The sequence below is a fragment of the Psychrobacter jeotgali genome (genome assembly GCF_904846315.1).
Classification (GTDB): Bacteria; Pseudomonadota; Gammaproteobacteria; order Pseudomonadales; family Moraxellaceae; genus Psychrobacter; species Psychrobacter jeotgali.
Genome location: NZ_CAJHAF010000001.1, coordinates 764103 through 783176 on the forward strand (window position 1 = coordinate 764103; position 19074 = coordinate 783176).

19 protein-coding genes are annotated in these 19074 nt (G+C 42.9%); 10 read left to right on the forward strand and 9 right to left on the reverse strand.

What is annotated here, in order from left to right; translation table 11 throughout:
* Positions 1–96 precede the first annotated feature (96 nt).
* Positions 97–798 (forward strand): YoaK family protein, encoded by a 702-nt coding sequence (locus JMX18_RS03130; protein ID WP_201583894.1) that lies wholly within the window; start codon positions 97–99, stop codon positions 796–798.
* Positions 799–871: 73 nt separating this feature from the next.
* Here JMX18_RS03130 and JMX18_RS03135 read toward each other — a convergent pair whose 3' ends face one another.
* Positions 872–1036, reverse strand: coding sequence for a hypothetical protein (locus tag JMX18_RS03135; protein ID WP_201583897.1), 165 nt, complete (start codon positions 1034–1036; stop codon positions 872–874).
* Between the two features lie 405 nt (positions 1037–1441).
* Here JMX18_RS03135 and JMX18_RS03140 point away from each other — a divergent pair, with 405 nt between their 5' ends.
* Positions 1442–2863 (forward strand): SLC13 family permease, encoded by a 1422-nt coding sequence (locus JMX18_RS03140; RefSeq protein WP_201583917.1) that lies wholly within the window; start codon positions 1442–1444, stop codon positions 2861–2863.
* Between the two features lie 121 nt (positions 2864–2984).
* Here JMX18_RS03140 and JMX18_RS03145 read toward each other — a convergent pair whose 3' ends face one another.
* On the reverse strand, positions 2985–4157 hold the full coding sequence (locus JMX18_RS03145) for a cupin domain-containing protein (protein WP_201583920.1): 1173 nt from the start codon (positions 4155–4157) through the stop codon (positions 2985–2987).
* 187 nt (positions 4158–4344) lie between these two features.
* On the opposite strand from JMX18_RS03145, the gene JMX18_RS03150 reads away from it, so the two are divergent.
* Complete coding sequence (locus tag JMX18_RS03150) at positions 4345–4527, forward strand: NF038104 family lipoprotein (protein ID WP_201583936.1); 183 nt, start codon at positions 4345–4347, stop codon at positions 4525–4527.
* Here the strand turns inward: JMX18_RS03150 and JMX18_RS03155 are convergent.
* The 4 genes from JMX18_RS03155 to mnmA all read right to left on the reverse strand — a co-directional run bounded on the left by JMX18_RS03155 (position 4524) and on the right by mnmA (position 9950).
* Positions 4524–5165 (reverse strand): DUF2238 domain-containing protein, encoded by a 642-nt coding sequence (locus JMX18_RS03155; RefSeq protein ID WP_201583939.1) that lies wholly within the window; start codon positions 5163–5165, stop codon positions 4524–4526. The genes JMX18_RS03150 and JMX18_RS03155 overlap by 4 nt on opposite strands.
* 21 nt (positions 5166–5186) lie before the next feature.
* The gene (purB, locus tag JMX18_RS03160; protein WP_201583941.1) at positions 5187–6578 is read right to left on the reverse strand and encodes an adenylosuccinate lyase; all 1392 of its coding nucleotides are present in this window, start codon (positions 6576–6578) and stop codon (positions 5187–5189) included.
* Between the two features lie 116 nt (positions 6579–6694).
* Entirely contained in the window at positions 6695–8548 is a 1854-nt protein-coding gene (locus JMX18_RS03165; protein WP_201583943.1) for a hypothetical protein, read from the reverse strand.
* A gap of 190 nt (positions 8549–8738) precedes the next feature.
* Entirely contained in the window at positions 8739–9950 is a 1212-nt protein-coding gene (gene mnmA, locus JMX18_RS03170) for a tRNA 2-thiouridine(34) synthase MnmA (RefSeq protein WP_201588196.1), read from the reverse strand.
* Positions 9951–10118: 168 nt separating this feature from the next.
* Between mnmA and ispF the strand changes: the two genes are divergently transcribed.
* From ispF to JMX18_RS03205, 7 genes are all read left to right on the forward strand, one after another.
* The gene (ispF, locus tag JMX18_RS03175) at positions 10119–10610 is read left to right on the forward strand and encodes a 2-C-methyl-D-erythritol 2,4-cyclodiphosphate synthase (protein ID WP_201583953.1); all 492 of its coding nucleotides are present in this window, start codon (positions 10119–10121) and stop codon (positions 10608–10610) included.
* A 152-nt stretch (positions 10611–10762) separates the two neighbouring features.
* Positions 10763–11113 (forward strand): Grx4 family monothiol glutaredoxin, encoded by a 351-nt coding sequence (gene grxD, locus JMX18_RS03180; protein WP_201583966.1) that lies wholly within the window; start codon positions 10763–10765, stop codon positions 11111–11113.
* 162 nt (positions 11114–11275) lie between these two features.
* Positions 11276–11821, forward strand: a complete 546-nt coding sequence (locus JMX18_RS03185) for a hypothetical protein (RefSeq protein ID WP_201583968.1) — start codon at positions 11276–11278, stop codon at positions 11819–11821.
* A gap of 67 nt (positions 11822–11888) precedes the next feature.
* Complete coding sequence (mnmG, locus tag JMX18_RS03190) at positions 11889–13784, forward strand: tRNA uridine-5-carboxymethylaminomethyl(34) synthesis enzyme MnmG (protein ID WP_201583970.1); 1896 nt, start codon at positions 11889–11891, stop codon at positions 13782–13784.
* Between the two features lie 151 nt (positions 13785–13935).
* Positions 13936–14895 (forward strand): AEC family transporter, encoded by a 960-nt coding sequence (locus tag JMX18_RS03195; protein WP_201583972.1) that lies wholly within the window; start codon positions 13936–13938, stop codon positions 14893–14895.
* A gap of 195 nt (positions 14896–15090) precedes the next feature.
* Positions 15091–15300, forward strand: a complete 210-nt coding sequence (locus tag JMX18_RS03200) for a ChaB family protein (protein ID WP_201583975.1) — start codon at positions 15091–15093, stop codon at positions 15298–15300.
* A gap of 61 nt (positions 15301–15361) precedes the next feature.
* Positions 15362–16381, forward strand: coding sequence for an ornithine cyclodeaminase family protein (locus JMX18_RS03205; protein WP_201583978.1), 1020 nt, complete (start codon positions 15362–15364; stop codon positions 16379–16381).
* 107 nt (positions 16382–16488) lie between these two features.
* On the opposite strand, the gene JMX18_RS03210 is transcribed toward JMX18_RS03205, so the two are convergent.
* The 3 genes from JMX18_RS03210 to JMX18_RS03220 all read right to left on the reverse strand — a co-directional run bounded on the left by JMX18_RS03210 (position 16489) and on the right by JMX18_RS03220 (position 18936).
* Entirely contained in the window at positions 16489–16635 is a 147-nt protein-coding gene (locus tag JMX18_RS03210) for a hypothetical protein (RefSeq protein WP_201583981.1), read from the reverse strand.
* A gap of 38 nt (positions 16636–16673) precedes the next feature.
* Entirely contained in the window at positions 16674–17693 is a 1020-nt protein-coding gene (locus JMX18_RS03215; RefSeq protein WP_201583984.1) for an LLM class flavin-dependent oxidoreductase, read from the reverse strand.
* Between the two features lie 313 nt (positions 17694–18006).
* On the reverse strand, positions 18007–18936 hold the full coding sequence (locus tag JMX18_RS03220; protein ID WP_201583986.1) for a LysR substrate-binding domain-containing protein: 930 nt from the start codon (positions 18934–18936) through the stop codon (positions 18007–18009).
* Positions 18937–19074 lie beyond the last annotated feature (138 nt).

The window sequence follows — 19074 nt, forward strand, 5'->3', positions numbered from 1 at the left end:
TAAATTCGTAGCGTTAGTTCAGAGAAGGCAGCCAATTGGTTGTCTTTTTTGGGTATACTGTGAGCATTTTTTGCTGATTATATTTAGGCGGCGGATATGATAACCAAACTTCCAAGATGGATATTATGGGGCGGCGGGGTGTTGGCATTCAGCGCAGGTTGTGTCAATACCGCTGCTTTGATTGGCTTTACTAATTTATCTGTGTCTCATGTTACCGGTAACGTCAGTTTTTTTTCGGCCGCCATAGCTCATTTTGATATCAGTAGTATCTTTTTTATTGGTGCTTCATTACTATCGTTTTTGGCAGGGGCAATACTGAGCGGCTTTGTTATCGGTCAGACTTCACTGAGACTGGGTAGAAGTTATGGACGAGCGTTATATATAGAAGCTGCGCTGCTATTTATCAGCTATCTGCTCTATCAACAGCATGATTATTTAGGTCAGTTAGCGGCGGCGATGGCTTGTGGACTGCAAAATGCGATGGTCGCTACTTATAGTGGGGCAGTTATTCGTACTACGCATTTAACCGGGCTGACCTCTGATATGGGCGCTGCTATAGGTAATTGGTTGGCTGGCCGCTCGATTAGCAAGCCCACCCTGGGTTTTCAGACCATTATCTGGTATTGTTTCTTTGGCGGCGGGGTAGTAGGGGCCTTTTTATACGCTAGAGTAGGCTATGGCGCTTTGTTTGTTCCTATAACTATCGTATTGCTGGCCGCTTTTTTCTATAATTATGCTTCTGATAATTTACCTGAGGTGAGACAGCCTAGACGTAAAAGGCGCTCATCAAATAGATAAGCGCCTTTTATTCATATATAAAATATTTATAGACTAAATCTGTAATAACTGATAAAAATGTCTGGTTCAAAGGCTATTTTTCATCTTCTTCTTCATGATCTTCATGCTCATGTAAACCTTGCATCATATCAAGAGCACAGTCATCGGTACGTTGCTGATCTTCTTTAGCAAGTCCATCTTGGTTGATATCTTTAGGGGCCATTTTAGTGGTGGAATCGGTTTTATTGCGATTTGACATAGAATACTCCTCATTATTTTAATCAATATTGTTGTCATTCCTATTTAACAATAGTTATAAGTTAATCTATTAAGTATGGTATAGATACCTTATATTGTACAGGTAGGATATGCGTTGGTTTAGTGACTGTATGTAACTGATATTACGCTACGGCTATTCTGCTTTGTAAAAAAGGTGGAGGCATTTAATAAGGTATTGAGTAAGGTTATTAAAAATCCTAGCAAGCTTAAGTTTTTACAAACGGGACATGAAATGTACTTCAGAAGAAATATTTCTGTTAAGATGTCGACATATTTTGATGGAGCAGGCCATAGTACTGTAGTCCTATCAAAATAGGTTTTTATTCTACTTTGTTTATAACCTGTCTTTGGCTGCAAGCAATACTGCAACCAGTAAGGATACTTTATGTCAGAAAGAAAATTGGACAGTCATCTTCCTGATGATGGCAATGAGTATTTATTTACCGATACTTTTCCAAAAGGTACTGGTAAAGGACTGATCGTGGTGGCCATAGCCGCCATTATTAGTATGGTGATTTATAATATATTACCGTTCGATGTCAATGCCAATAAAGGCCTTGCCATGCTGTTTTTTATTGGTGCGTTATGGTTAACAGAAGCCTTGCACGTTACAATCACTGCAATTTTAGTGGTAGTTATAGGTACCCTTATTGGGATTCCAGACTTTGATGCCAAAATCGGTTTACAAAGTTTCGCTAGTCCGACCATTTATTTATTCTTTGGTGGATTTGCACTAGCCGCTGCGCTTCATGTGCAACAACTGGATAGAAAGATTGCTCTAAAAATATTATCAATGTCAGGCGGCAAGCTTGGTACGGCGGTATTTTTGATATTTGGGGTAACGGCATTTTTATCGATGTGGATATCGAACACCGCTACTGCTGCTATGATGCTGCCTCTAGCCCTCGGTATTTTGACCCAAGTGGATCGTGAAAAAGACCGCGGTACCTTTGTATTCGTACTACTAGGTATTGCTTATTCAGCGAGCTTGGGTGGTTTAGGCACGATTGTAGGGTCTCCACCTAATGCTATTGCGGCTAAAGCATTAGATATCGCCTTTGTTGATTGGATGAAGTTTGGTATTCCTATCATGTTAATCATGCTGCCCTTATTATTGGGAGCGATGTATCTGGTATTAAAGCCTAATCTGAACCGTCAAGTGACTGAGATATCTGAAGCGCCTATCCCATGGAACAAGCCTCGCATACTAACGATTATAGTATTTATTGTGACGGCGCTTAGCTGGATATTCTCTAAGAAGATTGGCACTGCGCTGGATATTGGTGATACGGACGCCGTTATTGCTTTATCAGCTGCGGTAGCTGTGGTTAGCTTAGGACTAGTATCATGGAAACAAGTCTCTGACAATACCGATTGGGGCGTGCTCATGCTATTCGGTGGGGGTATTGCTCTATCAACCGTATTGAAGGTATCAGGCGCTTCTTTGATACTAGGAGAAACGGTCGCCAATGCATTGTCAGCCGCACCTATTATCGTAGTCATGATTGCGGTAGCAGGGTTTATTATATTCTTGACTGAGTTTGCCTCTAATACCGCCTCTGCCGCTTTGTTAGTGCCTGTATTTGCTGCTATCGCTGAGCAAATGGGACTACCGCAAGAGGTATTGGTCTTGGTTATCGGTATTGGTGCTTCTTGTGCCTTTATGCTACCAGTAGCGACTCCGCCTAATGCCATTGTCTTTGGTACTGGTTTGATTAAACAATCAGAGATGGTACGTACCGGAGTAGTGCTCAATATTCTTGCTACCTTTGTGGTTGGACTATGGGCATATTTTTTCTTAATATAATTATTTAATGTCACGCTTTGATATGTTGATATATTAAAATGCTGATACATAAAAACCGCTACTTAGTGTTTTTTCTCAGTAGCGGTTTTTTGATTTTCAATTATAAGGAGTTGCTTAAAGATTACGCAGGATAATTGAGCCAAACCCAACCATTTTCTAACCATTCCATTAATTCATCTGGATCGACAACTGCTACGTCGTCAACGGTTAGAGACTCGCCATCCGCCAGGCGCATCAGCAATGTAGCGGCATCCTTGTCAATCTCATCAAGGCGTTGACCATTAGCATATAGATTCACTTCGCCTTCAAACTTACTATAAAGCAAGCGATTGCTATAATCAGCTTGTAGCACTGCGCCTTCTGCTAAAGCTTGCATCAGCTCGTCAGTAGTCAAGGTCTCTTCAGGTACCAGCGCATCGTATTGGCGTTTGCTGACCACTTCACTAACGGCTTGGCGGATAATATCATCACCGCGCATCGATTCCAGCATTTGCAATAATTGCGCTTTGATAGCTTCGATGCTATCTGTCTGCAATTCACCTGAAGGCTGCAATGACTGAGGTAGAATCATCGGAATAAATAAGCTGCTGTCCTGGGTTGCCACATCTGCCAGACTATCGATGATTTGCATGAGATTAGGTCGACGACAGCCAAAAGAAAAGGTTAAACAGTCATCTTGAGCGACTCCAAAGTGCGATAACTTTGGCGGCACATAAAGCACATCTCCCGCTTCTAGCACTTCATCAAATACAATTTCGCCCATGTCATCAAAGATACGAATCGGCTCATCGGCGACAAATTCGGTATTCTCGTCACAAAACTTGCCCAGCTGCCAACGACGAGAGCCATAACCTTGTGCTAAAAATACATCGTAATCATCATAATGCTTGCCCACTGAACCGCCTTTTGGCGCATAAGAGACCATAATATCGTCACGTTGCCACTGCGGAATAAAATCAAAGGCTTGCCATAATTGTCCCAGCTCAGGAGACCATTGTTCTAAGTTTTGTACCAATACCGTCCACTGCGCTGGCAAATTGTCAAAGTCGGCTTCTGTGAGTGGGCTCTTTTTAAGCTGCCATTGAGACTTGTTTGGTTGTTTAGTGGCTGCTTGCGTTAATAAACGCGCAGAGACATCTTCCTCAAGTGCCAGTCCGAGCATATCATCGGGCTCAAACATACCGATAAGCTGTGGTAAGCCTTGTTTGATTAATAATGGTTTTTTTTGCCAATACTCGCTCAAGAATTGTTCAGCGGTAATATCTTTGGGTAAGCACAGAGGAATAGCTGTCATTGATAAATCCATATGATAAAGGGTTGATAAGTGGTTTAAAATATTGATTAATTTGAAATAATAAAAAGGTTTGCTTTAGAAAAATAAGACAATCGTTTATTATAGAGTGCTGTTCTAATCATAGTTGATCTATAGAAAAACATATCAACATGCCTTTTATATTTACCCAAATTACTATAGGACGCTTATGAAAAAATTACATTTAATAGCTGTAATTGTCGGCGCATTATTCTTACAGGCTTGTGTACACAAGGTGGTGACTGTCCCGGCCAAGGTTGCCTACAAAACCACTAAAGGCGTAGTTAAAGGCACCGTTGCAGTGGGCAAGGCTATCATACCGGGCGACAGCGACGACGATAAAGATGATTAAGGTAGAGCTTGGTCTTTATCATTGTTAAATAAAACGATCCCTGCACCAGATAGGCCTCCTAAAAAAGCCATCATAATATCTTTATGAGCATCCCAAATATCGCCTTGTTGACCATTGTAAGCTTCGCTTGCTTCTGGTGACAAGGTCATCGCTAGCATCCATTCAAATAACTCGTAGGCCGTACTAGTGGCTAAATTCAGCTGCAGAGCAAGCAGTAGGAGGGCGCGCATCGATAATGAAGGTAGATAATAACGAAAGATATCTATCATAAATGGTAATAGTAATAAACCATAGCTGAAGTGAACCAGCCTATCGTACATATTACGCTGCCAACCAAACTTATCCGTTAAGTTGATGCCAAATAACGCCTGCGTCCAATCATCGTAAGGCAAATACGAATATAAGTATCTTGCCCCGATGATATGAATGATAATGAATATACTAGCTAGTACAAAAGACATTGTACGCACGTGCAAATAGCGATAGCAGACTAGCATCACTCCTACAAAAGCAACGGTGCCTGCTTGATGAAGTAGATAGCTTGAGGTGTCTAATGGATTAATACTTGCCAGCGCCATTACTAAGGTAATGACGACTAAGCAAGTAATTATGGCTTTATTAGCCGTAGACTTTGTCATACTTTTTCAAAGCTAAATTTATTAAAGCTTAGCAATCCAGTCCTTAATAGTACGTGCTTGTTCAGCGGCATTACCGGTATAAGTAGCGGGAGTAAGCTCACGCAGGCGCACTTTATCGTCATCACTAACTGCTGACAACTCATCGCTATCCACAAAGGTCAGCATCGCCTCACGAGTCATAGCATTGCCACGAGTCAAAGCTTTAAGTTTCTCATAAGGGTTTTCCACACGGTAACGACGCATAACCGTTTGAATCGGCTCAGCCAACACTTCTTGTGCTTGCTCAAGATCATCATTTAGACGTTGTGGATTCACTTCTAATTTACCCACGCCTTTTAAACAAGCATCATAAGCGATCATGCTTTGCGCTAAGCCCACACCGATATTACGCAGTACCGTTGAGTCTGATAAATCGCGCTGCATGCGTGAAATTGGTAACTTTTCGCCCAAATGAGCCAGCATTGCATTAGCCACCCCAAGGTTACCTTCAGAGTTTTCAAAGTCAATCGGATTGACTTTATGCGGCATGGTTGAGGATCCGACTTCACCTTCTTTTAGACGCTGTTTAAAATAGCCTAAGCTAATATACTGCCAAATGTCACGGTCAAAATCGATCAATACCGTATTGAAACGTTTAACCGCATCGAACAATTCAGCGATATAATCATGGGGCTCAATCTGGGTGGTATAAGGATTAAAAGTGAGCTCCAGATGCTCATTGATAAACTGCTCGGCATGAGCTTGCCAATCGACATCGGGATAAGCTGAAAAATGAGCATTATAGTTACCCACGGCGCCATTGATTTTACCTAGTAATTCAACTTGCTTTATTTGCTTAATTTGACGAGCCAGACGATAGGCGACGTTAGCCATCTCTTTACCCAATGTCGTAGGACTTGCCGTTTGACCGTGAGTACGTGACAACATCGGTTGATCGGCATGGGTCATGGCCAAATCGACAATGCTATCGGTGACTTGCTGCATTTTATCAATGACAATTTGGCGGCTGTCTTTGAGCATTAACGCATAAGATAAGTTGTTGATATCCTCGCTAGTACAGGCAAAGTGAATAAACTCTAGGCTGTCTTCTAATTGCTGATTGCCACGAAAGCGGTCCTTGATAAAATACTCAACCGCTTTTACATCGTGATTGGTAGTCGCTTCAATATCCTTAATCGCTTGGGCATCAGCTTCACTAAAGTTATCAACGATTGCGTTTAAAAAAGTATTGGTTTGATCATCAAATGCAGCCAATTCTCCAATCGCTTTATTATCAGCTAACGACTGTAACCAACGAATCTCAACCGTTACCCGAGCTTTAATCAATCCAAACTCAGATAAATAAGGGCGTAGGCTGTCGGCTTTGGTGGCATAACGACCATCGATAGGGGAGAGAGCGGTAAGTGGGGTCATAGTAGAACCTTAAATTTTAGATAAATAAATCAATAGGTGACACATAAGCTTTGCGACATGATTATAACCTGAAACGGCTCAGTTTTGAGTGAAATACGTTTAAGATGGCTTATTTATTAAGGTGAGCTGCCGGTAAGCGCTTGGGTTGAGCCGTATTGAGTATTAAAATAAAATATACGACTGGTTCTTGCACTCAAAGCTAAGGACTTGGTCTTGACAGTACCATTATCGCCGATAGCGGCACTGTCGCCGGCATAGTCAATAGCATTAAACCTCGGCTCTACCAATTTTGAGGTGACGGTAGCGCCTTTTTCCCCTAATTTTTGTAGCTTGTCTTGCATAACAAAACTAGTGATATTGCGATTAGCTCGATTGGTTGCGGTAATTTTATAAGCAATACACATACCCGGACTTACACTAACACCGGTCTCCGAGCTATTTAAGGGGTTTTTGCTATAAGTAAGACTAGGATCTGTAAGCGAGGTAATACTACAGTCATTGGCTGCCTGCTCTTTTTCAAGTACCAAGGCCTTGTTAGCTTCAATGACTCGACCAAAGTTAATATTTTCATAAAGATATTGATTGGGAATGAATGAGATTATTTGTATAGCGCTGGTGGTACGGATAGGATAGTTATTATTATCCTCTTCTATAACACAAATAGAGTTTGAAGTATTAATCGTGCTAATGGGTATAGTAAAGTTGTATGCTCCAGCGTCAGCAGGTGTTATGGTCTGGGTGGCAATAATAGTCGGTTTAGAGCGGTTACAGTTATTTGCCAAACTCACCTTACTACTAGCAATACCTGACTCGTTACGGTCAAAAACACCATTAAAGTATTGATTATTATTATAGATGCCGCCTATCGTGTCAGGATTTTTTGTTGCAAATTGATCATCAATACCGCCGTTATCATTGTAGACAGTTCCTGAAAAAATGTAATTTAACGGCTCGCTCTCTACTCCAAAGCTGATCCACTCATTAAAAGTTTCTCCAACTTTCTCTCCCTCAAAAGCGTTACTACCATTCATAATACCTTCATAAGTCAACGTGACCGAGCTGGCATTTCTTAACGCCACCACATAGCTGCTATCCGTATTAGCCATACCATAGCTGACATATTGGATATTTTTATTGTTGCTGGTACTGGTACCAACGGCTAATGGAGAAAAGGTACTCTGATTATTAGGACTAGTTGAGGTTGATTTCAAAATATTGGTAAAGGTTGCAGAGCTAGGTAAAAAACCACTGGCATTATTGCGAATACGAACTTCGTTATTAGTGGTGCTAGGTCTAAACCGGTTACTACCTAGATTGGTACCGTTAAGAAAATCTAAGCGATAAAAGTATAGTTTGTTATCACTATTAGAGCGAAGCTGCGGCTCAGGAGTATCGACATCATATCTAAAAGTATTAGAAGTAGGCGACTCCCTTCTACCCATAAAATAGTCGCCCATAGCTTCATAGTATAAAGGGACAGCTGAGTTGTTTTTAACAGTAGCTTCGGCAGGTGTATTTATTTGACTGTTCTTAGTGAATGCTAAAGTATGACGTGCGACCTCTGAATTACCATCTGCAGCATAGCTAGCTTGGCCAATTTTTATGGTATGGATGGCGGTATTGTTAGTAGGAGTAATAGCAAAGGTATAAGTAAACTTATCATTAGCGATATCAGTATTGGCGTCATTTCTTATTTCAATGCCATTATTACCAACTGTGAAGCTCCTACCACTATAACCGTTACTAGCGCCTGCTGAAACAGTATATCTACCAGTGGCGCCCGTTGGCGTGGTATAACGACCAGAAGCGATGCTTCCAGCCTCTGGGCTAAGATCACGGGTAAACGTACCAAAGTTTGATGGTGCTGCCAGTACTTGAAAGGAAGCGATAGCTATAATAAAGACGAGAGGATATTTCGTAAATGATAAAGACTTGATAGAATTGGTAATAAAGGAAGAACGATAGTTCATGAACTGTCCTGAAGAGAATTAGACGTACTTGTATAGATAGTGCTTATAAAAGTACTTAATAAGAAAATATATGCTGATATATTTTCTTATAACATGATTTTAGAAAACGACTTCAAGCTAGTCTGCTCAAAGGTAGTATTAATCAGATAAAAGGCAAGTGGGACGATAAGTAGTTGATTAGTAGACGTTTCTATTTTTCACTTGTTATCGAGCGCGGCGCATCAATAGACTCAATAACCCCGCCGCCCAAGCAGACTTCGTCGATATAAAATACCGCTGACTGGCCCGGCGTGACCGCGCGTTGGGGCTCGTCAAATACCACTCGTACTTTACTGCCATCTTCATCGATAGCAAATACACGGCACGTTTGATCGGGCTGGCGATAGCGTGACTTTGCCATACAGCGCAGACCCTCTTCGTCGAAGATAGCAGCTGGTGGTAGACCGTCTATCCAATCGAGTTTGTAGGCGTGCAGCTCATTACTCATCAGCATAGGATGTTCGTGACCTTGACCGACAATTAGACGATTGTTATCCAAGTCTTTTGCCAGTACAAACCACGGCTCCTCTGGACGGTCTTTGACCCCGCCAATGCCGATACCGCCGCGCTGACCCAAAGTGTAATACATCAAGCCATCATGCTGACCAATAACATGACCGTCGTCAGTGATGATTTCGCCTTTTTGCGCTGGCAAGTATTGCTGCAAAAAGTCTTTAAAACGGCGCTCACCGATAAAGCAAATACCGGTTGAGTCTTTTTTCTTAGCGGTAATCAAATCATGCTCTTCAGCGATTTGACGCACTACTGGCTTTTCAAGCTCCCCAACAGGGAATAAGGTTTTAGCAATCTTATCACCGCCCACTGCATGCAAAAAGTAGCTTTGATCTTTATTGGTATCAAGACCACGTAAGAGCTGCGCTACAGCTGTGCCCTCGCTATTGTGATAATTAACACTGCGGCGGGTATAATGACCGGTAGCGATATAATCGGCGCCAAGAGTCAAAGCATAATCCAAAAAGGCTTTAAATTTAATCTCTTTGTTGCATAAAATATCAGGATTGGGCGTCCGTCCGGCTTTATATTCTGCCAAAAAATGCTCAAAAACCCGATCCCAGTACTCCATCGCAAAGTTGGCGGTATGCAGCTTAATGCCAATCTTATCGCACACCGCCTGCGCATCGGCTAAGTCGTCCATGGCGGTACAGTATTCGGTGCCGTCATCTTCTTCCCAGTTTTTCATAAACAGCCCCTCGACCATAAACCCTGCTTGCTGCAATAATACAGCGGACACGGACGAGTCGACACCGCCGGACATCCCGACAATCACTCGCGTATTGGCAGGGTTGTCGATATCGGCTAGAGTTAGCGGACGGTAAGCTTCAAAAGTGTTTGCAACTGACATAACGGACATAAAAAAGCGCTCAACAATTTGTTATAATATAGGCGCTATATTATACCAGCTAAATGAAAGCGGTGGCGAGTCACGCTTAACTCTGCTGTTCAAACGCAGTTAATTATCCTCATAACTGTTTTGAAAACTTTGAATCTACTTTAACTTTTTGGAATTATCATGATAAAAATTGGTCAAGGTATCGACGTCCACGCTTTTCATAACAATGGCGAGCAAGAGCAATATGTCGTATTGGCAGGTGTGCCCATTGAACATACCCATAGCTTACTTGCGCATTCTGATGGTGACGTCGTGCTACATGCTTTGGCCGATGCCTTGCTTGGAGCGTTAGCTTTAGGAGATATTGGTCAGCATTTCCCTGATACAGATAGCACGCATGCCGGACTTGATTCTAGGGTACTACTACGTTATGTGTATAGCAAAGTTCAGCAGGCAGGGTATAAACTAGGCAATGCTGACATTACGGTGATGTGTGAGCGCCCAAAGCTTGCGCCGCATAATCAAGCCATGCGTGACAATATCGCTAGTGATTTACAAACGGCGGTAAGTAACATTAGTGTCAAGGCGACCACGACCGAAAAGCTTGGATTTACCGGTCGCCAAGAAGGTATCATGGCAAACGCTGTGGTATTATTAGTGGCTGATGATTAACTGGCTTACGATTTGATATGACTTGCAATACAATCACGGTCGCCCCATGTATCAATAACGTATAAAACTTGGTGCTATAGTCAATAAAATCTCAATCAAATTTTTATATCAAATTCTTTTATATTTACACCGTCTTATTAATAGGAGCTGTTATGAGTGAACAAACCCCAAATACTGCGACCAATGATGTTGAACAATTGATTCGTGATCAAATTAAAGATAATAAAGTTATCTTATATATGAAAGGTACGCCGCAGTTCCCGCAGTGCGGATTCTCTGCACGTTCTATTGAAGTATTGACGCAGATTGGTCGTCCGTTTGCCTTTGTTAATATCCTAGAAAACCCAGAGATTCGTGCCACTTTACCAAAGGTAGGTAACTGGCCTACTTTTCCGCAGTTATGGATTGATGGTGAGCTTATGGGCGGATCAGATATTATCTTGCAGATGTATCAATCAGGCGAGCTTAAGCCTTTAGTAGAAGCCAATAGCCCAGCCGCTTAATTTCTATTATTCGCGGGTTAACAATGCTTAACTAAGTTTGTTGTGTATCGACAAGCCTGAGGAGCCCTAGAGTGGGGTTGCTCAGGCTTTTTATTGTCTTTAGAAGATTTAACCCCATATAGGGTTTTAAGATAAATACAGAATAAACCATAAGTGAGACCTATGAATAATCAAGTTAATCAGCAAAAAATTAGTGAACAGCAAGTTAATGAGCAAGCTGCTATCGACAAGCGTCGTGAACAGTTAAAAAAGGAGTCAACACGCATTATTGATATCGCTAGCAATGAGCCAGATTCAGCGCTCAAGTGTATTCATCAATTGAGCGTGGCTGGCGGGGCAACCGAAGGGACTTATATCGCGATTGAGCAGCGCATAGTGGCAGATCAAGATACAGCGGGTGCTTATCATTTGGCACTGTTGGCGCAAAGCACGCCTGATTTACCGATAGATGCGCGTCAGCTTATCGAGCTGGTAGTAGAAAAAGGCAGTAACGAGCAACGTTTGTCATTGCTAAAGAACCTGATGTTGCCCCCTGTTGAGCTTATTAAGTCGCAGATTTTGATGAGTGATGATGGCGAAGCGATTGGGGAGATGAATGCTTATCTACAGATCAACCCTGAGGGTTATGGTAGTCAGCATATGCTTAGCAGTGGTCAAGGAGATCAGATCGTACCGCTAACCCCTGCGAGTAATATCAATAACAATTAAAAATTGTTATAATCGGCAGCACTCTTTTTTGTTTAAATATTGACGTCAATAGTCAAGCGAGGCACACATGCAATACCCAAAAAGTTACGACGTAGTAGTGATCGGTGGCGGTCATGCCGGTACAGAAGCGGCATTGGCGGCTGCACGTATGGGCGCGCAGACCTTGCTATTGACGCATAATATTGAGACTTTAGGTCAAATGAGCTGTAACCCAGCGATTGGCGGTATCGGTAAGTCGCATTTGGTGCGTGAGATTGATGCGCTAGGCGGCGCAATGGCATTAGCTACTGATAAAGCCGGAATTCAGTTTCGGGTATTGAATAGCCGTAAGGGCGCAGCGGTACGAGCGACGCGCGCGCAGGCTGATCGTATTCTTTATAAAGCCGCTATTCGTCATACCCTTGAAAACCAGCCTAATTTGGATTTATTCCAGCAAGGCGCCGATGATATTTTGGTCGAAAACGGTCGGGCAACGGCGGTGGTTACCTCAACGGGAATCATCTTTAAGACCGAGACCGTGATTTTAACCTCAGGGACTTTTTTAGGCGGGGTGATTCATATCGGTCTTGAGAACTCTAAAGGCGGACGGGCAGGGGATCAACCCTCTATTAAGCTTGCTGACCGTTTGCGTGAGCTTAAGTTGCCAGTCGGTCGTCTAAAGACAGGCACGCCTGCACGTATCGATGCGCGCAGCGTTGATTTTAGTGTGATGACGGTGCAGCCGGGTGATACGCCATTGCCGGTGATGAGTTATATGGGCGATGTTTCTATGCATCCTGAACAGGTCAATTGTTATATCACTCATACCAATGCCCGTACTCACGACATTATCCGTGAGAATTTAGATCGCTCGCCGATGTTCTCTGGCAAAATCGAAGGGGTTGGCCCGCGCTATTGTCCCTCTATTGAAGATAAGATTCACCGGTTTGCCGACAAGGACAGCCATCAGATATTCATCGAGCCTGAGGGCTTAACCACGCATGAGCTATATCCTAATGGAATTTCTACCAGTTTGCCGTTTGATGTGCAGCTGGACTTTATCCATAGTATGAAGGGCTTAGAAAATGCGCATATTACCCGCCCGGGCTACGCTATTGAGTATGATTACTTTGACCCACAGAACCTAAAGCCCACCCTTGAAACCAAGTCTATTGATCGCTTGTATTTTGCCGGTCAAATCAACGGTACTACCGGTTACGAAGAAGCAGGTGTGCAAGGGTTGTTGGCGGGTACGAATGCGGCATTGGTTACTAGCAATAATAGTGAGTTTGAGACCTGGACGCCGCGCCGCGATCAAGCGTATTTAGGCGTGCTAGTTGATGATTTAATTACCCATGGCACTACTGAGCCTTATCGGATGTTTACCAGCCGCGCTGAATATCGCTTATTGCTGCGTGAAGACAATGCCGATCAGCGTTTGACCGAAACTGGTCGCAAACTGGGTTTAGTTGATGACGAGCGCTGGCAAGCTTATCAGCAAAAAATGGAAGCTATTGCTAGTGAGTCTGCACGCCTAAAAGATATGTGGGCGACCCCTGCTAACGAGTTAGGTAAGCAAGTAGCAGAGCAAACCGGTGAAGTGCTATCCAAAGAATCTACGGCTTATGATTTGCTTAAACGTCCACAGATACACTTTGCGGATATTGCGGCGATTACTGATTCAAAGGTCGATGCGCAAGTAGGCGAGCAAATAGAGATATCCGTCAAGTATGCTGGCTATATTAATCGTCAGCAAGAAGATATTGAGCAAATGAAACGGCTTGAGAATACCTTGCTTCCGCTAGATTTTGATTATAATGTAGTTTCGGGCTTATCAAATGAAGTGGTACAAAAGCTAATCAAAGTGCGTCCAGCAACCTTAGCGCAAGCCAGTCGTATCAGTGGAGTAACCCCTGCTGCGGTGCAATTACTGGCTATGACGGTCAAAAAGCAGAAAAAAGCGCAGGCCGCCCTAAACTCGTAATAGAAAATTACTACCAAGGCTCATAACTTAGTCGTTATGAGCCTTTTTTATCGATAAGTTAATAATAAGTTTTTTCCTTAAGCGGTTCGTTCACTAATCTATTTCGCTAATCTTGCTATGATTTAGCTCATTTACCGATTTGAGTCTCTTTATGATTGACGCTATCATTTTTGCGATTACCATTGTTTTGCCTAACCTGTTTTTGATGGGGTTGGGCTTTTTTATGAAAAAACGTGGAGAAGTCAGTCAAACCTTTATCGATCAGGCCTCATATTTTGTTTTTAATTATTGCTTGCCAGCGCTATTATTCTTTAGTGTCGTCGATAGCGAAGTTGATTATGCCAAGCAAATCACCTTAATAGCCGCCGGTATTCTCATAACCTTTATTTTATTTATCGGTGCCGAGCTCTATGCTAAGCGCTTCGTTAGCGATCCTGCCGATCAAGGGGTCTTCGTCCAAGGTATCTTTCGTAGTAATATGGCCATCATTGGTCTAGCTACGGTCGCCAACGCTTATGGCGAAAAGGGGTTAAGTATTGGGGCGGTCTATATGGGCATTGTGACCATATTGTTTAATATCTTAGCCGTTATTACCTTGAGCCGAGTCTCTAAAAGCGCGGAGGATACTTGGACGAGCCGTACGCTCATGGTGGTCAAAAAGCTATTTACTAATCCGCTCATTCTTGCGTTACTAGCCGCTTTTGCATACAAGGCGTTACCACTGCCGCCCATAACTGGGGTCATCCATACTACTGGAGATCTGTTGGCTGCTGTGGCTTTGCCGCTAGCACTGATTTGTGCAGGGGCTAGTATTGATCTAAAGTCGATGTTTAGACTATCGGGTTTGTCGATGCAAGCCAGTATTGGCCGCATTGTTATTGCACCTATAGTAGCGATTGTAGTGGGTTTAAGTTTTGGTCTGACCGGCGTGCACATGGGCGTGCTATTTTTGATGGTCGCTTCTCCAACGGCCGCTGCTAGTTACGTTATGGCTAAAGCTATGGGCGGTAATGATGTTTTGGCGGCCAATATTTTGGCCTTCACCACCGTGGTTGGGCTATTTAGTATGGCGATTGGGGCCGCGTTACTGCGGGTGTTTGGGCTGATGTAAAGTTATATCTCTATAAAGTTTTTTATAAAAGCCAGTACTGCATTTGAGGTACTGGCTTTTTAGCTTTTGTTCTAATAAATGCTGTTAACACTTTTAGCACAGCCTGTCACTTAGCCCATCTATTTTGCAGGTAAGTACGCGGTAAAATATAGCTTTTAAAACGAACAACTATATAAATAACTAAGGAGACTTTCCATGCCTTACGGCAAGCTAGCAGAGCTACCAGACAACGTAAAAGATAATTTACCTAAACACGCCCAAGAGATTTTTCGAGCGGCATTTAATAGCGCCAGCGAACAGTATAAAGACGAATCACGCTGGTTTGCCACCGCTTGGGCCGCCGTTGAAAATGTCTATGAAAAAAATGAAAAGGGCGACTGGGTCAAAAAACCAGATTATAAATAATCCCAGTATATGTTCGATGACTATAAATTCAGGTGCCCTAAATAGATAAGGATGGTCTAAAATGCAATTATTAAACAAAACCGTAGTGACTAAGCATTTAACTATGCAAGCAGCAATAGATACTATTGAACAGCTACTAAAAACCCAAGCTAACTATCCGAGCTGGATTAAGTCACCTGAGCGGCTAGTGATTGAAACTTTCGCTGAAGATGATAAAAAAAGCTCGGGCTCGCATTTATCCATGCCAGCGACGATTTATGATGGTAAGGACGAATATGCAGCGGTCAAGCTGGTAACCATTTGTCCCGACAATCCCAGTCGTGATTTGCCGACCACCACTGCCATTATTACGGTCTCCAATAATGCTACGGGCGAGATACTAGCGGTGATGGATGGTATTTATATTACCCAAGTACGTACCGCCGCGCTATCTGGTATCGCTAGCAAATATATGGCGAAAAAGGATTGTCAAAGCTTAGTGGTTGTCGGTTGTGGCGGCATGGCTTATGAGCAGTTGAATGCGGTACTTACTGTCCGTCCTGATATTCAAACCGTATATCTATGGAATAGAAGTCTTGAGGGCGCAAAGCAATTTAAGGAAAATTTTGCTCGCGACTATCAACAATGGAAGGTCGAATTAGTCATTTGTGAGCATATAGAAGATGCTGTTAAACACGCCGATATCATTAATGTCGCTACTCGTGCCACTGAAGGTCTATTTAGTGTTGATCAGATTAAATCGGATGTGCATATCAATGCTGTTGGCGCTTATCAGCCCTCAATGAAAGAGATTGCTAATGATGTGATTGAAAATAGCAGTATGGTGGTGGTTGATGATAAACAAGGGAGCCGTCATGAAGCTGGCGATCTGATTCAGGCGCATAAGGCCGATGATTGCTCATGGACTTGGGATGACCTGAGCGGCGACTTAAAAGAGTTGGTAACCAAAGAAGTGGTTAAGTCTGAGCAAGGCATAACGCTATTTAAGTCGGTAGGGGCGGCCCGCTTTGATGCTGCAGTGGCTTTATATGTCGCCAAGCAAGCTGATCAAAACCATTTGGGTGAAAAGGTATCTTGGTAAGCATTTGTCTTATCCCAGGCTAATAAATCAGAGGCTAATAAAAAACCTCTTACTTCTGATCTTAGAAGTAAGAGGTTCTATCTTTATCAATATCGTATTATATTTTGCTATCGACGTTTATCACGTTTCTCTTCACGTCTGCGCTTGCTAAGTACGCCTGAGCGATAAGTCAAATAACCGCCAATAACCATAATCAATATAAAGCCTATTATATATAAAAATATTGATGAACCGATAAAAGTAGAAGGTTCCATAATTATTATTCCCTTAATATTCTAATCAATACTAATAATTATGCAGTGGCACTCTCAGCTTGTAAAGTAAACAAATTTAACTGGGGTACCAGTGCAAGCGAGCGTAGGCGTGCTGTTTGGTCGTAAACGTTAGCCGTTACGATCAACTCATCAGGCTGATATTTGTCAATAAATTCAGCAAGTTTCGGCTGTACAGTCTCAACCGAACCGATAAATGAAACCGATAAAGCGCTATCGACCATCATCTTCTCTGCTGGGCTCCAGATGCTATCCATATCATAAGTGGGCTTCGGCATTTGTCCTTTTTCACCGCGGCGCAGGCGTACGAAGCTTTGCTGCGCTGAGGTAAAGTGATAATGCGCAGTTTCATCATCATCAGCCAATAATAAATTCGCAGCCAGCATGACATAGGGTTTATCTAAGTATTTTGAAGGCCTGAATTGCTCACGATAAGTATTGATCGCTTGAGCGAGCATCTGCGGTGCAAAGTGCGAGGCGAACACATACGGTAGCCCTAAATGAGCGGCTAATGTTGCACCAAATAATGACGAGCCTAATATCCAAATTGGCACATTTGATTTCGCTCCGGGGAAAGCTTGTACGGGACTGTTATCCGTATCATCGCCTAATAGATAGAGGAGCTCTTGTACATCTTGCGGGAAGCGCTCAGCATCTTTCATTTGACGGCGCAGCGCTTGGAAGGTGGCGCCATCAGTACCCGGGGCCCGGCCTAAACCTAAATCGACTCGGTCACCATATAAGGCTTTTAGCGTCCCAAACTGCTCAGCGACCACTAATGGCGCATGATTAGGTAGCATAATACCGCCAGCGCCAATACGAATACGCTCAGTTTGGCTACCAATATGTGACAACAGCACAGAGGTGGCGGCACTAGCAATACCTGCCATATTATGATGCTCTGCCATCCAGTAACGGTTGAAGCCGGCTGCTTCTGCTTGTTGGGCAATCTCTACGGTTTGGGCGATACCCTCTTCGATGGTTTTACCACTAGGTACGGGCGCTAAATCTAGAAAGGATAAAGGAATAGTATTACTCATAAATCACCTATTTTTACGATGCCATATCAATGCTATTATTTTTATATTATTAACAGCATGCTAGGACTAAAATTAAAAAAAGAGCCATCTGCTCTATAGTTAATATGATGGGGTGGTTATGAGTAATATAAAGGGTAGGATGAGCATTGATAACAAATCTTAATAGTACGCTGTTGTAGTAGGTTTGGACGTTCGTTAAACGTTAATCTGACTGGCTTAGCATTAATTCTTCTTGAGTTTCTAGTCATCCGTGAGTGGGTTATGCTTTGAGCCACCTACGTTACGAGTTATTAATTTTATTATTAGCCTGGCTTTATTCACTAAACTGCTGCTGACAGAGCTCCATAAAAGCCCGACCATACTGACGAATCTCGGCATCGTCACGGACCGCCATCCAACTGGTAAAACGCCCGAAATGATCGACGGGAATAGCCACTAGGTTTTGGTAATGACTGGGTTCAAACGCCATCTCTGCGATAATTCCGATACCCAAACCTAGACCCACATAAGTACTAATCACATCAGCATCGAGCGCCGATAGTACAATATCAGGCTCAAGCCCTGCATCACTAAAGGTTTTATCAATGGCTCCGCGACCAGTAAAACCGCCATGATAAGTCACGATAGGGTAGCTAGCAAGCGTCGGCAAATCTACAGTATCGAGGCCAGCAAGCTCATGGTCACGGGGCACAATAATGCGATGTGTCCAATCGTAATAGCGATGGCAACGTAGATAATCGTTATGCAGTAAGGATTCTGTAGCGATACCAATATCTGCTTGCCCGCGAATGACCATTTGCGCAATAGTTTCAGGATCTGCCTGCTGCAAGATCAAATTAACTTTCGGAAAACGCTCTTTAAAGGCTTTGACCACTTGCGGTAATACATAGCGCGCTTGGGTATGAGTAGTGGCCACCGTCAGCGTACCGGTATTGGGATTATTAAAATCAAGGCTGAGATTTTCAATGGTGCGAATCTCAGCAAAGATAGTTTCGATGTGCGGTAGTAATGCGGTACCCATGGGGGTAAGACCAGTGAGCCGCTTGCCTTGACGAATAAAAACTTCGGTCTTGAGCTGATTCTCTAGGGCGGCAATGTGCTTCGATAGGCTCGATTGGCTGGTATGCAAAACTGTAGCGGCTTGACTTAGGTTATAGCCATTGACCACAGTATGCCAGACCGTTTCCAGTTGCTTAAGCTGAATCTGCAAGTGCCGTTGGTTAACTACCATATCGATTGCCATAACTAAATCCTATATTGTGCCAGTATATGAATAAGCACCTAGTGTAAAACAAAGCTATTATTCCTTTATATAATAAATATGTATATATTTATGCATATGTGGAATATAGACTGATTATAGTTTGTTTAGCGGATATAT